The sequence below is a fragment of the Vitreoscilla stercoraria DSM 513 genome (assembly GCF_000382305.1).
In the GTDB taxonomy this organism is placed as follows: domain Bacteria; phylum Pseudomonadota; class Gammaproteobacteria; order Burkholderiales; family Neisseriaceae; genus Vitreoscilla; species Vitreoscilla stercoraria.
In genome coordinates this window covers 187,106-206,935 of sequence record NZ_KB908018.1, presented here as the reverse complement: position 1 = coordinate 206,935, position 19,830 = coordinate 187,106, and the positions used below count along the sequence as shown (strand labels likewise).

The 19,830-nt window shown below is 44.9% G+C and carries 20 protein-coding genes, 2 tRNA genes and 1 pseudogene; 4 read left to right on the top strand and 19 right to left on the bottom strand.

Translation table 11 applies throughout. The features are described from left to right. The 7 genes from pilW to cmk form a co-directional block, all read right to left on the bottom strand. Positions 1 to 765: a type IV pilus biogenesis/stability protein PilW gene (gene pilW / locus H150_RS0101045; protein WP_019957185.1), complete on the bottom strand. Its 765-nt coding sequence runs from the start codon at positions 763 to 765 to the stop codon at positions 1 to 3. Next, positions 762 to 1,859: a dual-specificity RNA methyltransferase RlmN gene (gene rlmN, locus H150_RS0101040; protein WP_019957184.1), complete on the bottom strand. Its 1,098-nt coding sequence runs from the start codon at positions 1,857 to 1,859 to the stop codon at positions 762 to 764. Before rlmN ends, pilW begins: the two co-directional genes overlap by 4 nt. Before the next feature lie 55 nt (positions 1,860 to 1,914). Continuing rightward, positions 1,915 to 2,340, bottom strand: a complete 426-nt coding sequence (gene ndk / locus H150_RS0101035; protein ID WP_019957183.1) for a nucleoside-diphosphate kinase — start codon at positions 2,338 to 2,340, stop codon at positions 1,915 to 1,917. Positions 2,341 to 2,428: 88 nt separating this feature from the next. Continuing rightward, positions 2,429 to 3,574 carry a cell division protein ZapE gene (zapE, locus tag H150_RS0101030; RefSeq protein ID WP_026353369.1) on the bottom strand — a complete coding sequence of 382 codons (1,146 nt, stop codon included), beginning with the start codon at positions 3,572 to 3,574 and terminating at the stop codon, positions 2,429 to 2,431. 93 nt (positions 3,575 to 3,667) lie between these two features. After that, positions 3,668 to 3,979: an integration host factor subunit beta gene (locus H150_RS0101025; protein ID WP_019957181.1), complete on the bottom strand. Its 312-nt coding sequence runs from the start codon at positions 3,977 to 3,979 to the stop codon at positions 3,668 to 3,670. A gap of 11 nt (positions 3,980 to 3,990) precedes the next feature. Beyond that, entirely contained in the window at positions 3,991 to 5,673 is a 1,683-nt protein-coding gene (gene rpsA / locus H150_RS0101020) for a 30S ribosomal protein S1 (RefSeq protein WP_026353368.1), read from the bottom strand. A gap of 162 nt (positions 5,674 to 5,835) precedes the next feature. Further along, positions 5,836 to 6,486, bottom strand: a complete 651-nt coding sequence (cmk, locus tag H150_RS0101015; RefSeq protein ID WP_019957179.1) for a (d)CMP kinase — start codon at positions 6,484 to 6,486, stop codon at positions 5,836 to 5,838. A 199-nt stretch (positions 6,487 to 6,685) separates the two neighbouring features. Between cmk and aroA the strand changes: the two genes are divergently transcribed. Next, the gene (gene aroA / locus H150_RS0101010; RefSeq protein ID WP_026353367.1) at positions 6,686 to 7,978 is read left to right on the top strand and encodes a 3-phosphoshikimate 1-carboxyvinyltransferase; all 1,293 of its coding nucleotides are present in this window, start codon (positions 6,686 to 6,688) and stop codon (positions 7,976 to 7,978) included. A gap of 77 nt (positions 7,979 to 8,055) precedes the next feature. On the opposite strand, the gene H150_RS0101005 is transcribed toward aroA, so the two are convergent. The 5 genes from H150_RS0101005 to ssuE are packed head-to-tail and all read right to left on the bottom strand — an operon-like array spanning position 8,056 to position 12,435. Beyond that, on the bottom strand, positions 8,056 to 8,802 hold the full coding sequence (locus tag H150_RS0101005) for an ATP-binding cassette domain-containing protein (RefSeq protein WP_019957177.1): 747 nt from the start codon (positions 8,800 to 8,802) through the stop codon (positions 8,056 to 8,058). Next, positions 8,799 to 9,659: an ABC transporter permease subunit gene (locus H150_RS0101000; RefSeq protein ID WP_019957176.1), complete on the bottom strand. Its 861-nt coding sequence runs from the start codon at positions 9,657 to 9,659 to the stop codon at positions 8,799 to 8,801. Before H150_RS0101000 ends, H150_RS0101005 begins: the two co-directional genes overlap by 4 nt. Before the next feature lie 11 nt (positions 9,660 to 9,670). Continuing rightward, the gene (ssuD, locus tag H150_RS0100995) at positions 9,671 to 10,816 is read right to left on the bottom strand and encodes an FMNH2-dependent alkanesulfonate monooxygenase (RefSeq protein ID WP_019957175.1); all 1,146 of its coding nucleotides are present in this window, start codon (positions 10,814 to 10,816) and stop codon (positions 9,671 to 9,673) included. A gap of 15 nt (positions 10,817 to 10,831) precedes the next feature. After that, complete coding sequence (locus H150_RS0100990; protein ID WP_019957174.1) at positions 10,832 to 11,836, bottom strand: aliphatic sulfonate ABC transporter substrate-binding protein; 1,005 nt, start codon at positions 11,834 to 11,836, stop codon at positions 10,832 to 10,834. 17 nt (positions 11,837 to 11,853) lie between these two features. After that, on the bottom strand, positions 11,854 to 12,435 hold the full coding sequence (gene ssuE / locus H150_RS13465; RefSeq protein WP_081619513.1) for an NADPH-dependent FMN reductase: 582 nt from the start codon (positions 12,433 to 12,435) through the stop codon (positions 11,854 to 11,856). A gap of 185 nt (positions 12,436 to 12,620) precedes the next feature. Between ssuE and H150_RS0100980 the strand changes: the two genes are divergently transcribed. Further along, positions 12,621 to 13,133 carry a DUF456 domain-containing protein gene (locus H150_RS0100980; RefSeq protein WP_019957172.1) on the top strand — a complete coding sequence of 171 codons (513 nt, stop codon included), beginning with the start codon at positions 12,621 to 12,623 and terminating at the stop codon, positions 13,131 to 13,133. Positions 13,134 to 13,198: 65 nt separating this feature from the next. On the opposite strand, the gene H150_RS13460 is transcribed toward H150_RS0100980, so the two are convergent. From H150_RS13460 to H150_RS0100965, 3 genes and pseudogenes are all read right to left on the bottom strand, one after another. Next, on the bottom strand, positions 13,199 to 13,867 hold the full coding sequence (locus H150_RS13460) for a restriction endonuclease (protein ID WP_019957171.1): 669 nt from the start codon (positions 13,865 to 13,867) through the stop codon (positions 13,199 to 13,201). Then, positions 13,868 to 14,559 (bottom strand): annotated as a pseudogene (locus H150_RS13455) (SIR2 family NAD-dependent protein deacylase). 18 nt (positions 14,560 to 14,577) lie between these two features. Then, positions 14,578 to 15,768: an acetylornithine/succinyldiaminopimelate transaminase gene (locus H150_RS0100965; protein ID WP_019957170.1), complete on the bottom strand. Its 1,191-nt coding sequence runs from the start codon at positions 15,766 to 15,768 to the stop codon at positions 14,578 to 14,580. Positions 15,769 to 16,030: 262 nt separating this feature from the next. On the opposite strand from H150_RS0100965, the gene H150_RS0100960 reads away from it, so the two are divergent. Beyond that, positions 16,031 to 16,972 (top strand): D-alanyl-D-alanine carboxypeptidase family protein, encoded by a 942-nt coding sequence (locus H150_RS0100960; RefSeq protein WP_019957169.1) that lies wholly within the window; start codon positions 16,031 to 16,033, stop codon positions 16,970 to 16,972. Between the two features lie 69 nt (positions 16,973 to 17,041). Here H150_RS0100960 and H150_RS0100955 read toward each other — a convergent pair whose 3' ends face one another. Then, on the bottom strand, positions 17,042 to 17,947 hold the full coding sequence (locus H150_RS0100955) for an AEC family transporter (protein WP_019957168.1): 906 nt from the start codon (positions 17,945 to 17,947) through the stop codon (positions 17,042 to 17,044). Between the two features lie 109 nt (positions 17,948 to 18,056). On the opposite strand from H150_RS0100955, the gene H150_RS0100950 reads away from it, so the two are divergent. Then, positions 18,057 to 18,935, top strand: coding sequence for a LysR family transcriptional regulator (locus H150_RS0100950; protein WP_019957167.1), 879 nt, complete (start codon positions 18,057 to 18,059; stop codon positions 18,933 to 18,935). A 110-nt stretch (positions 18,936 to 19,045) separates the two neighbouring features. On the opposite strand, the gene H150_RS0100945 is transcribed toward H150_RS0100950, so the two are convergent. The 3 genes from H150_RS0100945 to H150_RS0100930 all read right to left on the bottom strand — a co-directional run bounded on the left by H150_RS0100945 (position 19,046) and on the right by H150_RS0100930 (position 19,734). Continuing rightward, positions 19,046 to 19,121: transfer RNA gene (locus H150_RS0100945), tRNA-Phe, on the bottom strand. A gap of 36 nt (positions 19,122 to 19,157) precedes the next feature. Next, positions 19,158 to 19,233: transfer RNA gene (locus H150_RS0100940), tRNA-Phe, on the bottom strand. Between the two features lie 174 nt (positions 19,234 to 19,407). Further along, the gene (locus H150_RS0100930; RefSeq protein WP_019957165.1) at positions 19,408 to 19,734 is read right to left on the bottom strand and encodes a heme oxygenase; all 327 of its coding nucleotides are present in this window, start codon (positions 19,732 to 19,734) and stop codon (positions 19,408 to 19,410) included. Positions 19,735 to 19,830 lie beyond the last annotated feature (96 nt).

The following is a 19,830-nucleotide window of genomic DNA, read 5'->3' as shown; positions in this document are numbered from 1 at the left end:
TTAGTGTCCTGTGGTCATTTGTCTTAATTCATCGGAATATGGGTAAGTAGAACGCAACTGCATTTCATACTCAGCTGCGGCCTGTATATGCCCCACACGGTGGGAAATCTGCCAACCTAATAATAAATCATCGGCAGACAAACGTTGTATTTGGCTTTGGTATATCTTGAAATAAGTATTGGCTAAGGCATCTTGCCCTTCGTTCATTTTCAAACGTGCCAATTCTTTATTGGCTACTGTAAACTGCGGATTGGCTGCCAAAGCTTGCTTTAATAAAGCCTCGCCTTGAGCATACTGCCCCAAACGCGCCGAACAAATACCTTTATTATAATAAGCAATAAATGGGGTTGGATAAGTAGGGTCTGCTAAAGCCACATCAAAATGCGTTAAGGATTCAGCAATACGCCCTAAGGTATTGCATTGGTACCAACCATAATTGTTATTCACTTCAGCGCTATTGGGCTCAATCGACAAAGCACGTTGATAACTTTCCTCAGCTTTGTCTGTCATCTTCAAATAATGATAAATTTCAGCCCGGGTCAATAATGCATTCAAACTGCGACTGTCTATTGCCAATGACTTATCAATTGCTTCAATTGCAGCGCGGTAGTCTTGAGCATTCATATACTCAATGGCCAATTGATTTTGAATTCTAGCCAAATCTTGAGCTTTTTCTGCTTTTGTTGGCTCTTTCAATTTGCTAGAACTACAAGCACTCAAAGCCAAAAAACTTACCGCAAGGATTGAAGCAATTTTCAAATTCATGACTGTCCTTTATCCAAATAAATTTGTTCCCACTTAGCTTGGCGCTTGGTTTTGTCTTTGACCTGACCTGCCAACTGGCCACATGCTGCATCAATATCATCACCACGTGTTTTACGCACAGTCACAATCAAACCCGCCTCCATCAAAATCTCTTTAAAGACATTGATACGCGCATTGCTTGAACGCTCATAACCTGAATTAGGGAAGGGATTGAATGGAATCAAATTGAATTTACAGGGCACATGTTTCACCAACTCAACCAATTCGCGAGCATGTTGCGGATGATCATTCACACCATCCAACATCACATATTCAAACGTAACAAAATCACGTGGTGCCTTAACCAAATAGCGCTCACAAGCGGCCATCAATTCTTTTAATGGATATTTTTTATTCAATGGCACAATTTCATCACGAATGCGATCATTCGATGCATGCAAAGACACAGCCAATGCTACAGGTGCAACCTCTTTCAAGCGATCCATTTGCGGCACCATACCTGAAGTGGATACCGTCACACGACGACGTGACAAACCATAGCCATGATCATCAAGCATGATATTCAAAGCCGTCACCACATTGTCAAAATTGGCCAAAGGCTCGCCCATACCCATCATCACCACATTGGAAATGACGCGCTCATTTTTAGGTGTCACACCCATGGCTTTATTCGCCCACCACAATTGACCAATGATTTCAGCCGCAGACAAATTGCGATTAAAACCTTGGCGGCCTGTAGAGCAAAATGTACATTCCAAAGCACAACCGACTTGCGAAGAAATACACAAAGTACCGCGCTCCGCTTCAGGAATGAACACTGTTTCGACACCGTTACCAGTGCCCACATCCAACAACCATTTGCGTGTACCGTCTTTAGATTGCTGTGATGTCATTAAATCCGGAACCACCAATTGTGCTTGGTCATTCAATTTAGCGCGCAACGATTTAGCCAAATCGGTCATTTCGTCAAACGATGAAGCACCACCTTGGTGCATCCAACGCATCACTTGTTTGGCACGAAAAGCTTTTTCACCCATTTCTTCGAAGTGAGCGGTCAATTGGGGTAAATCAAAATTCAATAAATTGGTGGTCATATCTAATACTTTAAGCCGCTTACAGGACGCCCTCTAAGCGGCGATGATTACAAAATTAACGTGAAACAACTTCTTCAGCAGAGAAGAAGTAAGCGATTTCAATCGCTGCATTTTCCAAGCTGTCAGAGCCATGAACCGCGTTAGCATCGATAGATTCAGCAAAATCAGCACGGATGGTGCCAGCAGCCGCTTCTTTAGGGTTGGTAGCACCCATCAATTCACGGTTAGCCAAAACTGCGTTTTCGCCTTCCAATACTTGAATCATAACAGGACCAGAAGTCATGAAAGATACCAAGTCATTGAAGAAAGGACGTTCTTTGTGTACAGCGTAAAAGCCTTCAGCATCTGCTTGGCTCAACTGTTTCATTTTAGCTGCAACGATTTTTAAGCCAGCTTTTTCAAAGCGAGAGTAGATTTCGCCAATCACGTTTTTCGCTACTGCATCAGGTTTGATGATAGAAATTGTTTTTTCAATTGCCATTTTTATGCTCCATTAAGAAATTTTCATGCAATCTGCTATTTTAGCAAGGTTTCTTGCCTTGTTGTAGCCATTTTGCCGTCTATATGTGTCAACTTTTGTTATTACCTAAACTTAAATGCGGTAAAGACAAATAATTATGCGATTGCATTTCCACCATTCGGCTTACGGTACGGGTAAATTCCTCTGCAAAAGAACCTTCTATGTAAATCTCTCCCGCTTCAACTTCTGACGTAGCACACATTTTGACACGGTAATCATAAAACACATCAACCAGCCAAGTTAAACGACGTGCTTCATTGCGCTGCAAAGGTGTCAACGCTGTCATATTAGAAACAAACACCATTTCATAATTTTGTGCCAAATACAAATAATCCGCCTGAGAGCGAGGACCAAAACACAAAGTCTCAAACTCAAACCAAATCGCTTTGCTTGTGTGCGCTTTGGCTTTTAAAGGCCGGTCCCAAATACTGATGGTATTTTCCAAACGGGTCTGCCCCTGCGTCATTTTTTCAAACAACTCTGACAATTTTGCTTCATGTTGCGAATCATTTGGCACCAAAAAAATCGGCGCTTGCGTCAACGTGCGCAAACGATGATCCTCACCACCATCCACATTGATGACCTGTAAATGGTTTTCAATCAGTGCAATCGTGGGTAGAAAACTGCTGCGATTTTGACCTTGGAAATACAAATTTTTAGGCTCATAATTGGACGTCGCCACCATCACCACACCACGATTAAATAAACCTTCTAATAAACGACCTAAAATCATTGCATCGGCAATATCACTGACATGAAACTCATCGAAACACAACACACGGACTTCTCGCGCCAGCTCTGCAGCCACAATATCCACTGGATTTTCTTCTGATTTGTATTTGCCTAGACGAGCATGCATTTCAGCCATAAAAGCATGAAAATGCACACGTCGCTTACGACGATATGGCAAACACCCAAAAAAAGCATCCATTAAAAAGCTTTTACCTCGACCCACCCCACCCCACAAATACAAGCCATTTGGCGATTGCGGCGAACGAATGCTGCGACCTAAAAAGCGATTGCGCTTTTGTTTAAAGGCCATTAATTCACCCCATAATTGATCCAAATGCGCAATCGCCATTTCTTGGGCATTGTCTGCAATGAAACCTTTTTGTTGCTTAGCTTCGGCATACCAAGTTTTTGGTCGCTCGCCCTGAAATGACGGAGGGGTAAAAGTGTTCATGGTTTGAGTCATAAGATACTTTATTAATAAGTTTTAAAGATTGTACCGTACCTTGCATCAAAAAAGCACCGCTAAATAGCGGTGCTTTGTTAGTGACTGATTCAATCAATTACAATTTTGCAAGGCTTGGTCCACGCGCTCGCGCAATTCCTTACCAGGTTTAAAGTGTGGTACATATTTCTCAGGTACTTCCACTTTATCGCCTGTTTTAGGATTACGACCTACTCGTGCAGGACGGTGGTTCAAATCAAAACTACCGAAGCCGCGAATTTCAATGCGTTGGCCTTTAGCCAATGAGCGTGTCATCGTATCAACCAATACTTTAACACTATGCTCCACATCTTTAGCGACCAATTGAGTCCCTTTTTGAGCAGAAACCAACTCTGCCAAGCGTAACATTAACTCAGATTTGGTCATGCACTTGCCTCTTATTCTTGCTCGCCAGACAACTTGGCTTTCAACAAGTCGCCCAAGCTGGTAGTGCCAGCATTAGCACTGCTGCCAGAAACAGATTTCAATGCATCAGACTCTTCTTTAGCGTCTTTGGCTTTGATAGACAAGTTGATGTTGCGGTTTTTACGGTCTACGTTCACGATAACCGCTTCAACTTCATCACCCTCTTTTAAGTGAGTGCGGATGTCTTCAACGCGATCGCGTGATACTTCAGAAGCGCGCAAGTAACCTTCAACGTCATTACCCAAATCGATTACAGCACCTTTAGCGTCCAAAGATTTCACAGAACCTTTAACCAAAGCACCTTTGTCGTTCATTGCCAAGTAGTTGTTGAATGGATCGCCTTCCAATTGTTTGATACCCAATGAAATGCGTTCTTTTTCAACGTCGATTGCCAATACAACAGCTTCAACTTCATCGCCTTTTTTGTATTTGCGAACCGCTTCTTCGCCTTGTTCAGACCAAGACAAATCAGACAAGTGAACCAAACCATCGATGCCGCCAGCCAAACCTACAAACACACCGAAATCAGTGATAGATTTGATTGCGCCAGACAATTTGTCGCCTTTTTGGAAGTTTGCAGCAAACTCATCCCAAGGATTAGGCATACATTGTTTCATACCCAAAGAGATACGACGACGGTCTTCGTCGATGTCCAAGATCATCACTTCTACTTCGTCGCCCAATTGAACCACTTTGCTTGGGTGTACGTTTTTGTTAGTCCAGTCCATTTCAGACACGTGAACCAAACCTTCGATGCCTTGTTCGATTTCCACGAATGAACCGTAGTCAGTCAAGTTAGTCACTTTACCGAACATACGAGTACCTTGTGGGTAACGACGTGCCAAACCATCCCAAGGATCTTCGCCCAATTGTTTCAAGCCCAAAGATACACGGCTCTTCTCTTGGTCGAATTTCAATACTTTAGCTTCAACTTCTTGACCCACTTCCAAAACTTCAGAAGGGTGTTTCACACGGCGCCATGCCAAGTCAGTGATGTGCAACAAGCCATCGATACCGCCCAAATCAACGAACGCACCGTAATCAGTGATGTTCTTAACGATACCTTTGATGATTGAACCTTCTTGCAAGTTTTCCAACAATGCTTTGCGCTCTTCGCCCAAAGTTGCTTCCAACACTGCACGACGAGAAACCACAACGTTGTTGCGTTTTTTGTCCAATTTGATGACTTTGAACTCGATCTCTTTACCTTCGTAAGGAGTCGTGTCTTTTACAGGACGGGTATCAACCAAAGAACCTGGCAAGAATGCACGGATGCTGTTGATCATCACAGTCAAGCCGCCTTTGACTTTACCGTTGATCACGCCAGACAAGATGTCGCCATTTTCCATTGCTTCTTCCAAAGCAACCCAATCAGCAGCACGTTTGGCTTTTTCGCGTGACAATTTAGTTTCACCGAAACCGTTTTCAACAGATTCGATAGTAACAGTAACGAAATCACCAACTTTGACTTCAACTTCGCCTTGAGCGTTCTTGAATTCGTTTGCATCAATCAAAGATTCTGATTTCAAACCAGCGTTTACAGTTACGAAGTTATTGTCAATGGCAACCACTTCAGCGGTGATCACTTCACCAACGCCCATTTCCTGTAATGCAAAACTTTCTTCAAGCAGCTGGGCAAAATTTTCCATACTCATAAATTCTCACAAATACACTGCCAAGGTGTGCAGAGGTTAGTTAGTCGCAGCTTACTGCCTTGGCCAAGTAAGCGAAATAAATCAATCAGTTGACAAAAAAATCATCAATTTGGTTCCAATATTTGAATTTGAAACCGTAAGTCAGCGATTATATCCTAAAAATCAAACTTGTTGATACCATTCCAAAACTTTTTTTACCGCATTTTCAATGCTTAACTCAGTGGTATCCAATAAATAAGCATCAGGCAATTGCTGTAATGGCGCAACAGAACGGTTGATGTCATTGAAATCGCGCTGCTTAATGTCATTGACAATGGCCTGGTATTGCTCGCTTGCCAAGTCAATATTCAATTGCAAAGCACGACGACGAGCACGCTCTTCTGCCGTTGCCGTTAAAAATATTTTTAAGGCCGCATCAGGAAACACCACGCTGCCCATATCACGGCCATCAGCCACCAAACCACGCTCACCAGCAAACGCTTGCTGACGTGCCAATAAAGCTGTGCGCACTTGTGGATGCTTGGCTACTTGAGATGCGCCCATACCAATGATTTCTTGGCGAATGGCTGCGCTCACATCCACACCTTTTAGTAAAATTTGACTATCGGCAAACACCACATCCAAAGCCGCAGCAACGCCAGCGACTGCCGCTTCATCGTCCCAAGCCAAATTTTGCTGCTGCGCTGCCAAAGCCGTCAAACGATACAAAGCGCCTGAATCCAAATAATCCATGCCCAAAGCCGCAGCCACTCGTGCGGCAACCGTGCCCTTACCCGAAGCACTCGGCCCATCAATTGCAATGACTGCTGTCATATTGTGCCTTTCAGTTAAAACCAAGCAAACACACATTATATATAGAGGCGGCTACAATTGCCCGTCCTGTAAAAACCAACTTTAAACTTGGCATAAAATGCCAAAATTATGCCAAAATCTTTATCTATCACATGAAGTTGTTTACACTGACGCTTCTCGTTGAATGGTTTTTACAGGCCGCCTTTACTTTGAGTTGATGATGAAAGATTTTATTTTCCTACCTGCTAGCAACATTCGTGACAGCCATGTTCGCTTACCCGGCTCTAAAAGCATCAGTAACCGCACTTTGTTATTGGCGGCTTTGTCAGACAATGAATGTGTTTTACACGATGTTCTAGATTCAGATGACACCCAGCGCATGCTCGAGGCTTTGGCACAATTAGGTGTTGTCATTGAAACGATTGATGCCAACAGCCATCGCGTTCACGGCAGCAAGCAGCGCTTCCCCAACAAAGACGCACAATTGTTTTTAGGCAATGCAGGTACGGCTTTTCGCCCTTTAACCGCCGCTTTGGCATTGATGCAAGGACATTATGAATTGTCGGGCGTACCACGTATGCACGAACGCCCTATTGGTGACTTGGTTGATGCGTTGCGTTTGTCAGGTGCGGACATCACATATTTGCAAAACGAAGCTTATCCACCTTTGAAAATCCACCCTTGGCGTGACAATGAACAACGCACGATTCCCGTCAAAGGCAATGTTTCTAGCCAATTTTTAACCGCTTTATTGATGTCTTTGCCATTAACAGGACAAGCTTATACTATTGAGGTGGTCGGCGAATTGATTTCCAAACCCTACATCGACATCACTTTAAAATTGATGGCACAGTTTGGCATCGTCATTGAGCACGAGCAACACCAAGTATTCCATTTGCCTGCCAATGCGCTTTACCATGCGCCAGAATCTTTGCATGTCGAAGGCGATGCTTCAAGTGCATCTTACTTTTTGGCAGCAGGTTTGCTCACAGGTAAAAAAATCACCGTCGAAGGCATCAATGAAAAAAGCATTCAAGGCGATGTGGCATTTGTCGATGCTTTGGTGCAAATCGGTGCACACGTTTCTTATGGTGACAACAGCATCACAGTTTGGCGCGACAAAAAACAAGCCATCCAAGCTTTTGATTTCGATGCCAACCACATTCCCGATGCTGCAATGACTTTGGCAATCGTTGCCGTTGCCACAGGTCAAGAATGCCACATTCGCAATATCGAAAGCTGGCGTGTCAAAGAAACCGACCGTTTGAGCGCGATGACTGCCGAATTGCGAAAACTGGGTGTGCACGTTGTCGAAGGACAAGACTACATCAGCATTCATGCCCAAGCGCCCTTAAAACCAAACGTGCGCATCGACACATATGATGACCATCGCATGGCAATGTGTTTTTCATTGATTGCATTATTGGGCACACCGATTATTATCAATGAACCTGAATGCGTGAACAAAACCTTCCCAACGTATTTTGAAGCATTTGCCAAATTGTGCGTTTGAAATCTTTAGGGTTTTAAACGCCTAAAAATAAGCGTCCTGTAAAGTTTACAGGACGCTTATTACTGATAAAACAGCTTTTAAATAGCATATTCCACTTCGTATTTGGGCAAATTCAAAATGCGATCCAAAATCTTTTGCTCAATGTGTGCCACTTCCGTCAATTGCGTTCTTGGATAAGGCAAGGTCACAGTTTCATTCAAATCAATTTGTCCTTGCTCAATCAAAACCACTCGCTGCGCCGTCAAGACCGCTTCATTAATATCATGCGTCACCAATACCACCGTAAAGCCATATTGCTGCCACAACTTGACAATCAATTGCTGCATTTCCAAACGTGTCAACGCATCCAATGCACCCAAAGGCTCATCCAATAATAAGATTTTCGGCTGATGAATCAAGGCACGCGCCAATGCCACACGCTGTTTTTGACCGCCAGACAAACTGCTAGGCCAATCGTGCGCTCGCTCTGCCAATCCCACATCCGCCAAAACCTTAAATGCTCGTGGCTTCCAATCGCCTTCCAAACCCAAACCCACATTTTCCAACACCGATTTCCAAGGCAACAAACGAGCGTCCTGAAACATCAAACGGGTGGCTGCTTGGCGTTGCGCATCCGTATGATTGAAAGACACAATTTGTCCATCGGTTACGTCATCCAATTGCGCCAACAACCGCAACAAGGTCGATTTACCACAACCGCTGCGCCCGACAATGGCGACAAACTCGCCTGCTTGTATGTCTAAATGCACGCCTTTGATGATGTGGCGAGGACCGAATGATTTGTGTACGTTGACCAAACGCAACGCAAAAGCGTCTTGACTCATGCTTTGTCTCCTTGTTTTACCACGTAAGCTGGATGCCAGCGCAACAATACACGTTCCAATTGGCGCGCAATCCAATCTGCAACAAAACCCAATAACGCATAAATTAAGATGGTAAAAATAATGATGTCGGTTTGGAAAAATTCCCGCGCATGCATCGCCAAATAACCAATACCGCTGGTTGCTGAAATCGTTTCTGCGACAATCAAAGTCAACCACATAATGCCCAAAGAAAAACGCAAGCCGACCAATACGCTCGGTAAAGCTCCCGGTAAAATCACTTCTTTAAACAATGCCCAACCTGACAAACCATAGCTTTTGGCCATTTCGATCAAAGCCGCATCGGCATTGCGTATGCCATGAAACGTATTCAGATAAATCGGGAAAAAAGTCCCCAAAGCCACTAGGCACAATTTTGCAGCCTCATCAATACCAAACCACAAAATCACCAATGGAATCAAAGCCAAATTGGGAATATTGCGCAACATTTGCAAAGTATTATCCAACAAAGTGCGCAAAGTCGGTGACAAGCCCGTTGCGACACCCAAAGTCAAGCCTGTGACCCCACCAATCAATAAACCTGTGAGCGCACGCGCGGCGCTGATGCCCAAATGCAACCACAATTCGCCATTGATTGCCAATGTCCAGCCCGCTTGCGCCACCGCCAAAGGCGATGACACATTGCGCAAATATTGCTCGGGCAACCACTGCCACGCGGCTATCGCTTGCCATGTCAATAACAATGCCAATGGCAATAACCATGGCAACCATTTTTGCTGGTGCTTGAATAAAATGCTTTTCAGGACGCCTCTTGCTTGCGGGCGTACAACAGGCAAGGTCTTGGCTTTCAATTGTGCCATGATATTCTCCTTTAGCTGGCGCTGAGCGCAGCAGGACGGAAACTGTGTCCGACCACATCGCCACGGGCTTCTTGCTCGACAATATTTGGAATGCTAGGCTTATTCACATCCAACAATGGGAACAACAATTCCGCCACATGATAAGCTTCTTCCAAATGTGGATAGCCTGAAAAAATAAAGGTGTCGATGCCCAAATCAGCATATTCTTGAATGCGTGCTGCCACGGTTTGTGCATCGCCCACCAAAGCCGTTCCTGCCCCACCGCGCGTCAAACCAACGCCTGCCCACAAATTCGGACTCACCTCCAATTTATTGCGGTCACCACCATGCAAAGCCGCCATACGTTGTTGACCGACTGAATCATGAGTCGCAAATGCCGCTTGCGCTTTGGCAACGGTATCGTCATCGACATATTTGATCAGTTCATTGGCAGCACGCCAAGCTTCTTCATTGGTTTCACGCACAATCACATGCAAACGGATGCCAAAACGCACAGTGCGACCATGTTTTGCCGCTTGCGCACGCACATCATCCAATTTTTCCTTAACCGCAGCAGGCGGCTCACCCCAAGTCAAATACAAATCCACTTGTTCGCCTGCCAATTTGTGCGCAGGTTCTGAAGAGCCACCAAAATACAAAGGTGGGCGTGGTTGTTGCAAGGGTTTGAAATCCAACACCGCTTTGTCTACATGAATGTGTTTGCCGTGGAATGTCACTTCTTCGCCTTCCATCAAGCGTGTCCACACTCGCGTAAATTCGTCCGCTGCCTCGTAACGCTCGCCATGTTCCAAATAAATGCCTTCCGCTGCCAATTCGTCAGGCTTGCCACCTGTAACCAAATTGAACAAAGCACGCCCATTGGACAAGCGATCCAAAGTCGCAGCTTGACGCGCGGCAACCGTTGGCGAAATCACACTCGGGCGCACTGCCACCAAAAAGCGCAAGCGCTGCGTCAACGGAATCAAAGAAGCGGCTACCAAAGCGGCGTCTTCGCACGAGCGGCCTGTAGGAATCAATACGCCACCAAAACCCAAACGATCAGCCGCTTGGGCAATTTGCGACAAATAAGCATGGTCTACAACACGCGCACCTTTGCTACTGCCCAAATAACGTGACTCACCTTGCGTTGGTAAAAACCAAAAAATATTCAATGACATGATTATTGCTCCTGATTAGTTTTGTGGGGCTTGCCACATGATTTCGTTGACTTGGATGGCTTTAGGAATCAATTTTTCTGCATAAAATGCATCCGCCACTTTTTGTTGTTCAATGGCAATTTCAGGTGTGATGAACGCTGCACCATATTTACGGCGAATCACTGCTTCATAAGCAATGTCTTCTGGAACACCTACTTGCTTGGCTGTGATGTTGCCAAAAGCTTTCAAATCGGCATTGATGGTTTGGTCGGCTTGGTCAATATGCTTCACAATCGTCTTCACCAATGCAGGGTGTTGCTCAGCAAACTCTTTACGCGCCAAATAAAACGAATAACTTGGTTTTAAGCCTGAAGTATTAAACAAAGTGGTCGCACCCAATTGTTTTTCAGCCGCAGCTCGATATGGCTCCCATACCACCCACGCATCGACACTGCCTTGTTCAAATGCCGCACGACCATCAGATGGCTGCAAATACACAGGTGTAATATCGCTGAACTTCAAACCGTGTTTTTTCAAACCTTGTAACAAGGTGTAATGCGCGCTTGAACCTTTAACAACCGCAATTTTTTTACCTTTTAATTGACTCACATCGGTGATATTCGAACCTTTTGGCAACAATAAGCCTTCTGAATCAGGCGAAGCCGCTTCGTGTGCCACATACACCAAACCTGCATTGGCCGCTTGCGCAAAAATCGGCGGGGCTTCCCCTGTCGTTGCAAAATCCAAATTGCCCGTATTCAAAGCTTCCAGCATCGGAGGACCTGAAGTGAATTTCACCCAATTGACTTTGATATTCTCTTTGGCCAAAGCTTCATCCAGCGTTTTCTGATCTTTCAAAAACACCAAAGAACCCGATGCCTGATGACCAATGCGTACTTCTTGAATAGTAGTTTGAGTGGCAGTGGCAGCGGCTGCCACAGTCGTTTGGTTCGCTTCGTTACCAGCTTGTACGCCACAAGCTGCCAAAGCCAAACTCACAGCCGCGACCAACAAATGGGATACTAAAAATGGTTGACTCATATTGAAGATGCTTTCTATTAATAGGTGATTGGATGAACGTTCAATGTGTCTTGGTTTGCCTGCCCAGCCGAACGTCGACATCGCAACACATATTGAAATTGTCCAACCGCCCAATCCAAACGCTCTTTCAAATCGGCATCCAACACCACATTGTGTTCCTGCACTTGAATTTGTTGGTCTTGAGCAAACACGCCTGACAAAATTTCCTGCGCCTTCATCGCTGATAACACTGGCTTCAAGGCATAATCCAAAGCCAATAAATGTGCCACCGAACCACCGCTTGCCAATGGCAAAATGACTTTGTGTGCCAAAGCATCTTGCCCCAACACATCCAAAATGATTTTCAGGACGCCTGAAATAGAAGCTTTGTAAACTGGCGTGGCAATCACCAAACCATCGGCACGCTCCACATCATCTTGAAATGCTTTAATACTGGGATGATTGAAATCACCGTGTAACAAAGCATCTTGATTGAAATCACTCAATGAATACGATTTGACTTGGATGGATTCAGCATGCAAACGCTGGCTAACATAACGTAACAAGCTGCTTGAACGCGAAACCGACTTCGGACTTCCTGCTAAGGTCACTATGTACATCTGCTGCACTCCGTTTTAAGATTGAATGCAATGTAACAAGAATTTACATAAATAAAAAAGAATAAAAAATCATTTTTTTATTCTTAGAAGTTATAAAAAAATAGCAACAATGCTGATTCTGGCAATTGTTATTTACAAATTTTGCCGACATAATGTGATTAAAACAGATTCATGAAAGAACAGTTATGACCACTATTTTTATCATCATTGGCTTGATTTTATTGGTGATTGGTATCTTAGGCATTGTCTATCCCGCTTTGCCTGGCTTACCGTTGATGTTTGTTGGCGCGCTGTCCATAGGCTATGCCAACCAATTTTTTTACATGTCTTGGTGGAGCTTAGGCGCCATTGCCTTGATTGCCATCATCGGCTCTGCGCTCGATTATGTGGCAGGCACTTTAGGCGCCAAATTCACAGGCGCCAGCAAAAAAGCCTTGTGGGGCAGTATTATTGGGGCATTGGTCGGAGCGGTAGTGTCGTTGGGTGGCCTGTGGATTGCGATTTTCTTGGGGCCTTTGGTAGGCGCTGCCATTGGTGAATATTTGGACAAAAAAGATTTGCTCAAAGCAGGCAAAGTCGGTCTGGGCACGTTTATCGGCTTCATTGCTGGCGTGATTGCCAAAATTGGCTGCGCATTCATCATTGTTTCGGTAGTGACCATTGCACATTTAATACCGTGGTTACAAAATATATTTTAAGCGGCCTGTAAACCTAGTCGCAAAAAAAACGCTGCTTAATCAAGCAGCGTTTCCATTTTTCATCCTTATAAATTCTTTTCTTCTTCAATGATTTGTGCCAATTGATGACCGTTAATGAGTTTCATTGCAATGCCTTTGGCAAACGCCACCGCATCAGGCGTAAAGTGTCCTGAAGTGATGACGTAACCGCCATCTTTGCCTTCTGCTGCCACCACGCCATACAACTCGCGCACCACTTTCACGCCCACGCGCTGTGCTTTCCAATGCTTGCACTGTACCAAATATGTGCCGCCATCGCGCTTAACAATCACATCTATGCCACCATCGGGGTGATCGCCGCCTTGCAATTGCACGTCAAAACCTTGGCGACGAAACAATTCTGCTACCAAAACTTCAAAGTCTTGCCACGACACATCATCAAAACCACTTTTAGTCTGGTATTGCAATTTTGTAATGATTTTTTTGCTCTGAAAACGCCGCCACAAACCCCATATAAAACACAAAAAACATCCTAAAGGCCACAAAAATGGCACAACATACACAGCAAGGCTTACAGGACGCTTGAACGCATCAGGCCATGCAGATTCTGTCCATAACCATGCCTCCACCCAACGCCAAACACCATGCCAAACCAATACGCCAATCACCGCCCAAATCAAGACCGTAGAAAAACGTTGTGCCGCCAAATAGCGACACATCCAAACCAACCACGTTGTGGGTTTTAACCACTTCATTTACACCTCATCATGTTCTGCTAGCCACTGCGCCACCACTTGTGGCACCCCAATGGTTGCGGGCGCTGCAATGGTTTGTACTGAGTTGCCCAAAACCGCTTGGGCATTCGGGTCGACATAGACAATTTTGGCATGTGGAGGGGCTTCATGTAACAAACCTGCCGCAGGATACACTTGCAAAGATGTGCCCACAATAAGCACCAAATCCGCTTGTTTCACCCACGCAATGGCATCCTTAATCAATGGAACATTCTCACCAAACCACACAATAAACGGGCGCATCGGATTGCCCCAAGGGTCGCAATGCGCTAAGGTTTGCGGCTCAGTCCAATCAATCACATAATGCTCATGCACACTGCTGCGCAACTTGTTCAATTCACCATGCAAATGCAATACTTGCGTACTGCCTGCTCGCTCATGCAAATCATCCACATTTTGCGTAATAATCTGCACATCAAAATCGCGCTCTAAATCCACCAACGCCCGATGTGAGGCATTCGGCTGTACGGTTTGCAATTGCGCTCGACGCTGATTGTAAATACCAATTTGGGATTGCGGGCAAACGCCTCAGGCGTGGCAACGTCTTCCACCTTATGACCTTCCCACAAGCCATTGGCATCGCGAAAAGTTTTCAGGCCGCTTTCTGCACTGATGCCGGCACCACTCAAAACCACCACACGACGTTTGCCCATTTTTAACCTCAATCTAGATTACTTGTCCGCTTGCACAAAAGCTTGTGCCGTTTGGCGCAAAGCCGCCACAGCGTCCTGTAAATCTTCATCACTGAGCAACAAACTTGGCGCAAAACGCACCACATTGCTGCCTGCATTCAAAATCATCAAACCGTGTTGCAATGCCACTTTCACAAATTCGCCTGCCCGTTGTGCATAAGCCTCACTCAACACCGCTCCGATTAAGAGCCCCAAACCACGCACTTGTTCAAACAAACCGAATTCTTCACCAATTTGGCGCAAAGCGTCCTGTAAACGTGCACCTTGCGCATTCACATGTGCCAAAGTTTGCGCATCGTTGATGATGTCAAATGCGGCGCTGCCTACCGCTGCTGCCAATGGGTTACCACCGAATGTGCTGCCATGCGAACCCAAAGACAAGCTTGGTGCCACTTTATCGCTGGTCAACATCGCACCAATTGGGAAACCCGCGCCCAAAGCTTTGGCACTCGAAACAATGTCTGGCAACACGCCATAATGCTCGTAAGCAAACAATTTGCCGGTACGTCCCATGCCTGTTTGCACTTCGTCCAACACCAACAATGCTTGATTTTCGTCACACACACGACGAGCGGCCTGTAAAAATTCAATGTCCGCAGGCAACACACCGCTTTCTCCTTGCACAGGCTCAATCACCACTGCACAAGTTTTGTCGCTGATGGCCGCTTCCAAAGCCGCCACATCGTTGAATGGAATATGGGTAATGCCAGCAGGTAAAGGTGCGAAACCTTCTTGGTATTTGGGCTGTCCACCGACACTCACCGTAAATAAAGTGCGACCATGAAAACCATTCACACAAGCGATGATTTCGTTTTTCTCAGCACCAAAATGGTCAAACGCATATTTGCGCGCCAATTTAAACGCCGCTTCGTTGGCTTCGGCACCCGAGTTACAGAAAAAAACCTTGTCCGCAAACGTGTTTTCAACCAGTTTTTGCGCCAAATCTTGGGCAGCTTGGGTCGTGTAAAGATTGGAGATGTGCCACAATTTTGCCGCTTGTTGGTTCAAAGCGGCCTGTAACACAGGATGGCAATGTCCCAGCGCATTGACAGCAATGCCGCCAGCCAAATCGATATATTCACGACCTTCAGTGTCCCAAACACGGCTGCCTTGGGCAGACTCAGGAATCACGGGAGCAAATGCAAAATTGGGAGTTAAGTAGTTTTCCATGGTGTCAATTCGTGAGAGCAACAAAAAGAAGTTGATTGTAGCCCCAAGCCAGCCGTTTGACCATGCCACAAAATAAGCCAAGCCGAGCTTGCACAAGCTTCTTGCTTTAAATCAGCAAGATGTGAATGAAAAATGTCTACAATGTAAATAGTGGCTAGGTTTACACAACTAAACACTAACAAGGAGAACAGCTCGGTACAATATGCAGCGACTATTACCTTATCATCATAAAATGAAGTTCGAATTTACAAAGGAACAGCTTATGTTAAACGTGCTGCGCCGCAAACCCACTTGGTATGCCACTTTAGGTTTGTGCTTGACATTAGGAATCAGCCTTCCTGCCCACGCCGATGATTTAGACATTTTAGGTCAATTTATCTCAGAACAAAATTTGGTCACTCCCGAAGCCACGCCCCAAGCACAATTTCGTGAATTGAGTTTTGAAGCGCAACAATTAGGTCCGGTATTGACATCACAATCGGCTTTGATTTTAGATGCCAATACAGGCCGCCCTTTGTATCAAAAAAGCAGTAACAGCGTGCGTCCAATTGCTTCTATCAGCAAATTGATGAGCGCCATGGTATTGCTGGATGCAGGACTGAACCCTAACGAGCGCATTACCATCACCAATGATGAAATCGATCGCCTCAAAGGCACAGGCAGCCGTTTGTCTATTGGTACGGTGTTGACGCGTGAACAATTGCTACACATCGGCTTGATGAGCAGTGAAAACCGAGCCATTCATGCTTTGGGTCGTACTTATCCAGGCGGTATGCCTGCATTTGTCAACGCCATGAACCAAAAAGCGCAACAATTGGGTATGACCAATTCTCGCTTTGTCGAACCTACTGGCTTAAGCCCACAAAATGTATCCACGGCCAACGATTTGGCCAAAATGGTTTTAGCAGCGTCTCAATACCAAGCCATCCGTTATTACTCCACCCACAACGAAGCGTTTATTCCAACCAGTGCGGGTAAAACCCAAAAATATTCCAATTCCAATGCATTGGTGCGTGAAGGCACTTGGAATGTGGTGGTACAAAAAACAGGTTATATTCGTGAAGCCGGTCGTTCTATGGTCGTAGAAACCCAAATTCAAGGCCGCCCTATTGTCATGGTCTTGCTCAACTCGCCAACTTCTGCAACGCGCGTCAACGACGCTCGCAGTATTGGCAATTGGGTGCAATACCAAGGTCCTGTTTAGGTCGCTACGCAAACATCTAAAAAAAGCCACTGTTTCACCAGTGGCTTTTTTGATTGCATATTGCATTTTTCACAACAAAAAATACATCAATGCAGGCAAAGTCAAAACACTTAAAACCGTTTGCAAGCTGATAATGCCTGCCATCAAAACCGCATCACCGTTCAAAACTTTGGTCAATACATACGATGCCGATGCTGTTGGCAAACCAAAAAACACAACCAAAACTTGTGTTGCCAAAGGACTCAAGCCAAACAACCAACACACGCCAAATGCCAATACGGGCAACAATAACAATTTTGAAACACTGTGTAATACCACCCAATGTGCGTTTTGTTTGATTTGCCCAAATTGCAAGGCCGCACCCACACACAACAAGCCCAAGGTCAAACTGGAATTAGAAAACAATTGCAACAATTGCCCCAAACCTGCCCATATTGGAATGTTCAACACATTGACAACAGAACCTGCCACACAAGAGGCAATCAATGGATTTTTAAACAATGATTTCAAAATATTGGGCAAATTCATTTGCTCTTTTGGCAGCAAAGAAACAATAGACAAAACATTCACCAATGGAATGCTCACCGCCATGATGACCGCCAAAATCGGCGCACCCAATCCGTCTGCCAAAGTAGACACTACCGCCAAACCAATATACGTGTTAAAGCGGATATTGCTTTGCATATACACGCCCAAACGTTGTGGGCTGATGTGGTATTTTTGACCCAACCAAAATACCAAAGCTGCCACCACACCCACCACCATCAACATCGCCCACACCACTTGCACCAATGGTTGCCATGTAATGTTGGCTTTGGATAAAGACAAAAACAGCAAAGCTGGAAACAAAACGTAATAATTCAGCTTCTCCGCACCTGCCCAAAAATCTGCACCAAAAAAATTTTGCCGTTTACACACATAACCACTGGCAATCAAGGCAATTGCTGGAAACAGCGCCAATACCATTTGTTCCATCTTGTTTTCATCCGCTCACGCCTGTTACAGGCCGCTTTGTTTGAGAATGAACACAGCATACCACTCATGCATACTCATGATAAAATGAGGTTTTACTCATGTATCAGCCATGACTTTCACCCAATTGGACATTTTTGTTTTGGTGGCAGAATTGAAAAGTTTCACCGCCACAGCCGAACGCTTGAACATTTCACAATCGGCTGTTTCACATGCCATCAAAAGCTTGGAAAAAGAATGGCAATTGAGCTTGATGTCGCGCCACCACACCGAGTTTGAGCTCACTGAGGCAGGGCACACGTTGTTGTTACATGCCAAAGAATTGCTGAGTGTGAATCAAACCTTGCAGCAACATGTGTCCTCTTTGCGCGGTTTACACGAAGGCTCCATCAAAATTGGTTCATTTGGAACCTCGGCTTCGATTTGCCTGTTGCCCAAAATTTTAGAAGCCTTCCAACAACGCTATCCCAAAATTGATGTGTACATAGACGAAGGCGATGACAAAGAAATCAGCACTTGGCTGTTAGAGCGTAAAATTGATGTGGGTTTTGTGGTCTTGCCGGATGAGCGTTTTGACACGTTTGCTTTGACCGAAGACCGCTTTGTGGCTTTGCTTCCCAGCAGTTTCCCATTGGCACAACAAACCTTTATTCATCCCAAGGATTTAGATCATCTACCCTTCATCATGACCACCGCAGGCAGTCAAACCTATGTTGAGAAAATCTTGCAACAACACCAATCCAAACCCAAAATCCAATACCATTTTTCTCAATTAATGACCATCATCAATATGGTCAATGCACAACTAGGTGCGAGTATTGTGGCAGAGATGGCTTTGTTTGATGAAGTATTGGAGCGTTATCCAAATGTAATTAAAAAACCGCTGCGCCCGAATGTCAGCCGCAAAATTGGTTTGGCGGTGAAAAACAAAACCCATATGAGCCCTGCTTGCCAAGCATTCATTGAAGTGGCACAAAGTCTTTTTGATTGAAAGGTGTTACAGGACGCTTGAAAACCACATTTTTGAACAGTGCCTCCCCAAAAAACCAAAAAAAAATCTGCCTTTGAGCAGATGATGATTTTTTGAAACTTGGATTCAAATGGTGGCCAGAGGCGGGATCGAACCGCCGACACACGGATTTTCAATCCGTTGCTCTACCGACTGAGCTATCTGGCCATGATGTCTCATGACAAGTTTTGAAGCAATCTTAAATGGTGGCCAGAGGCGGGATCGAACCGCCGACACACGGATTTTCAATCCGTTGCTCTACCGACTGAGCTATCTGGCCGCGCTTAAGAGATGCGTATTAAAACACCAATGGCGATTTTACGCAAGCATTTTTCGATTCTAACATCGCATAAATCACGAACACTTTGTTTTTATACACTTTAAAAGTGTCATACAAACACATCAAAAGCGTCCTGTAAACCTCAAAAAATGCCTACAAAACGCCTTAAGCGTATTATGACACTGCATCATTCAGCAATGTTGCAGCCACTTGACCAAACAACAATTGGCTACCAATAACGGCATTAGGGTCATTTTCACCTTTAGGTGGACGCTTGTGCGCCGCTTTAAACGCATCCGAAGCGCGCCAAACTTGAAAATCCTCCATAGTGCGCCAATACATATTCACGCTCATTTCATCTTGATTTTCTTGCTCTACCACAATCACCTCTACTTTGATGAAACCTGCAAACTCACACAAAGCTTGAGAACTGGTAAAACGTGGCGCCATTTCAGCACCTTTGCCTTTAGACACACAGATACGATTGGTCACAACAATCATTTTGCTTCCTTATTATTTGATTTAAGACAACTTTTAAAACATGACATCTGTTTCAACCCAACCTTTTTACCACAAAAAATAAACTTATCTTGACAA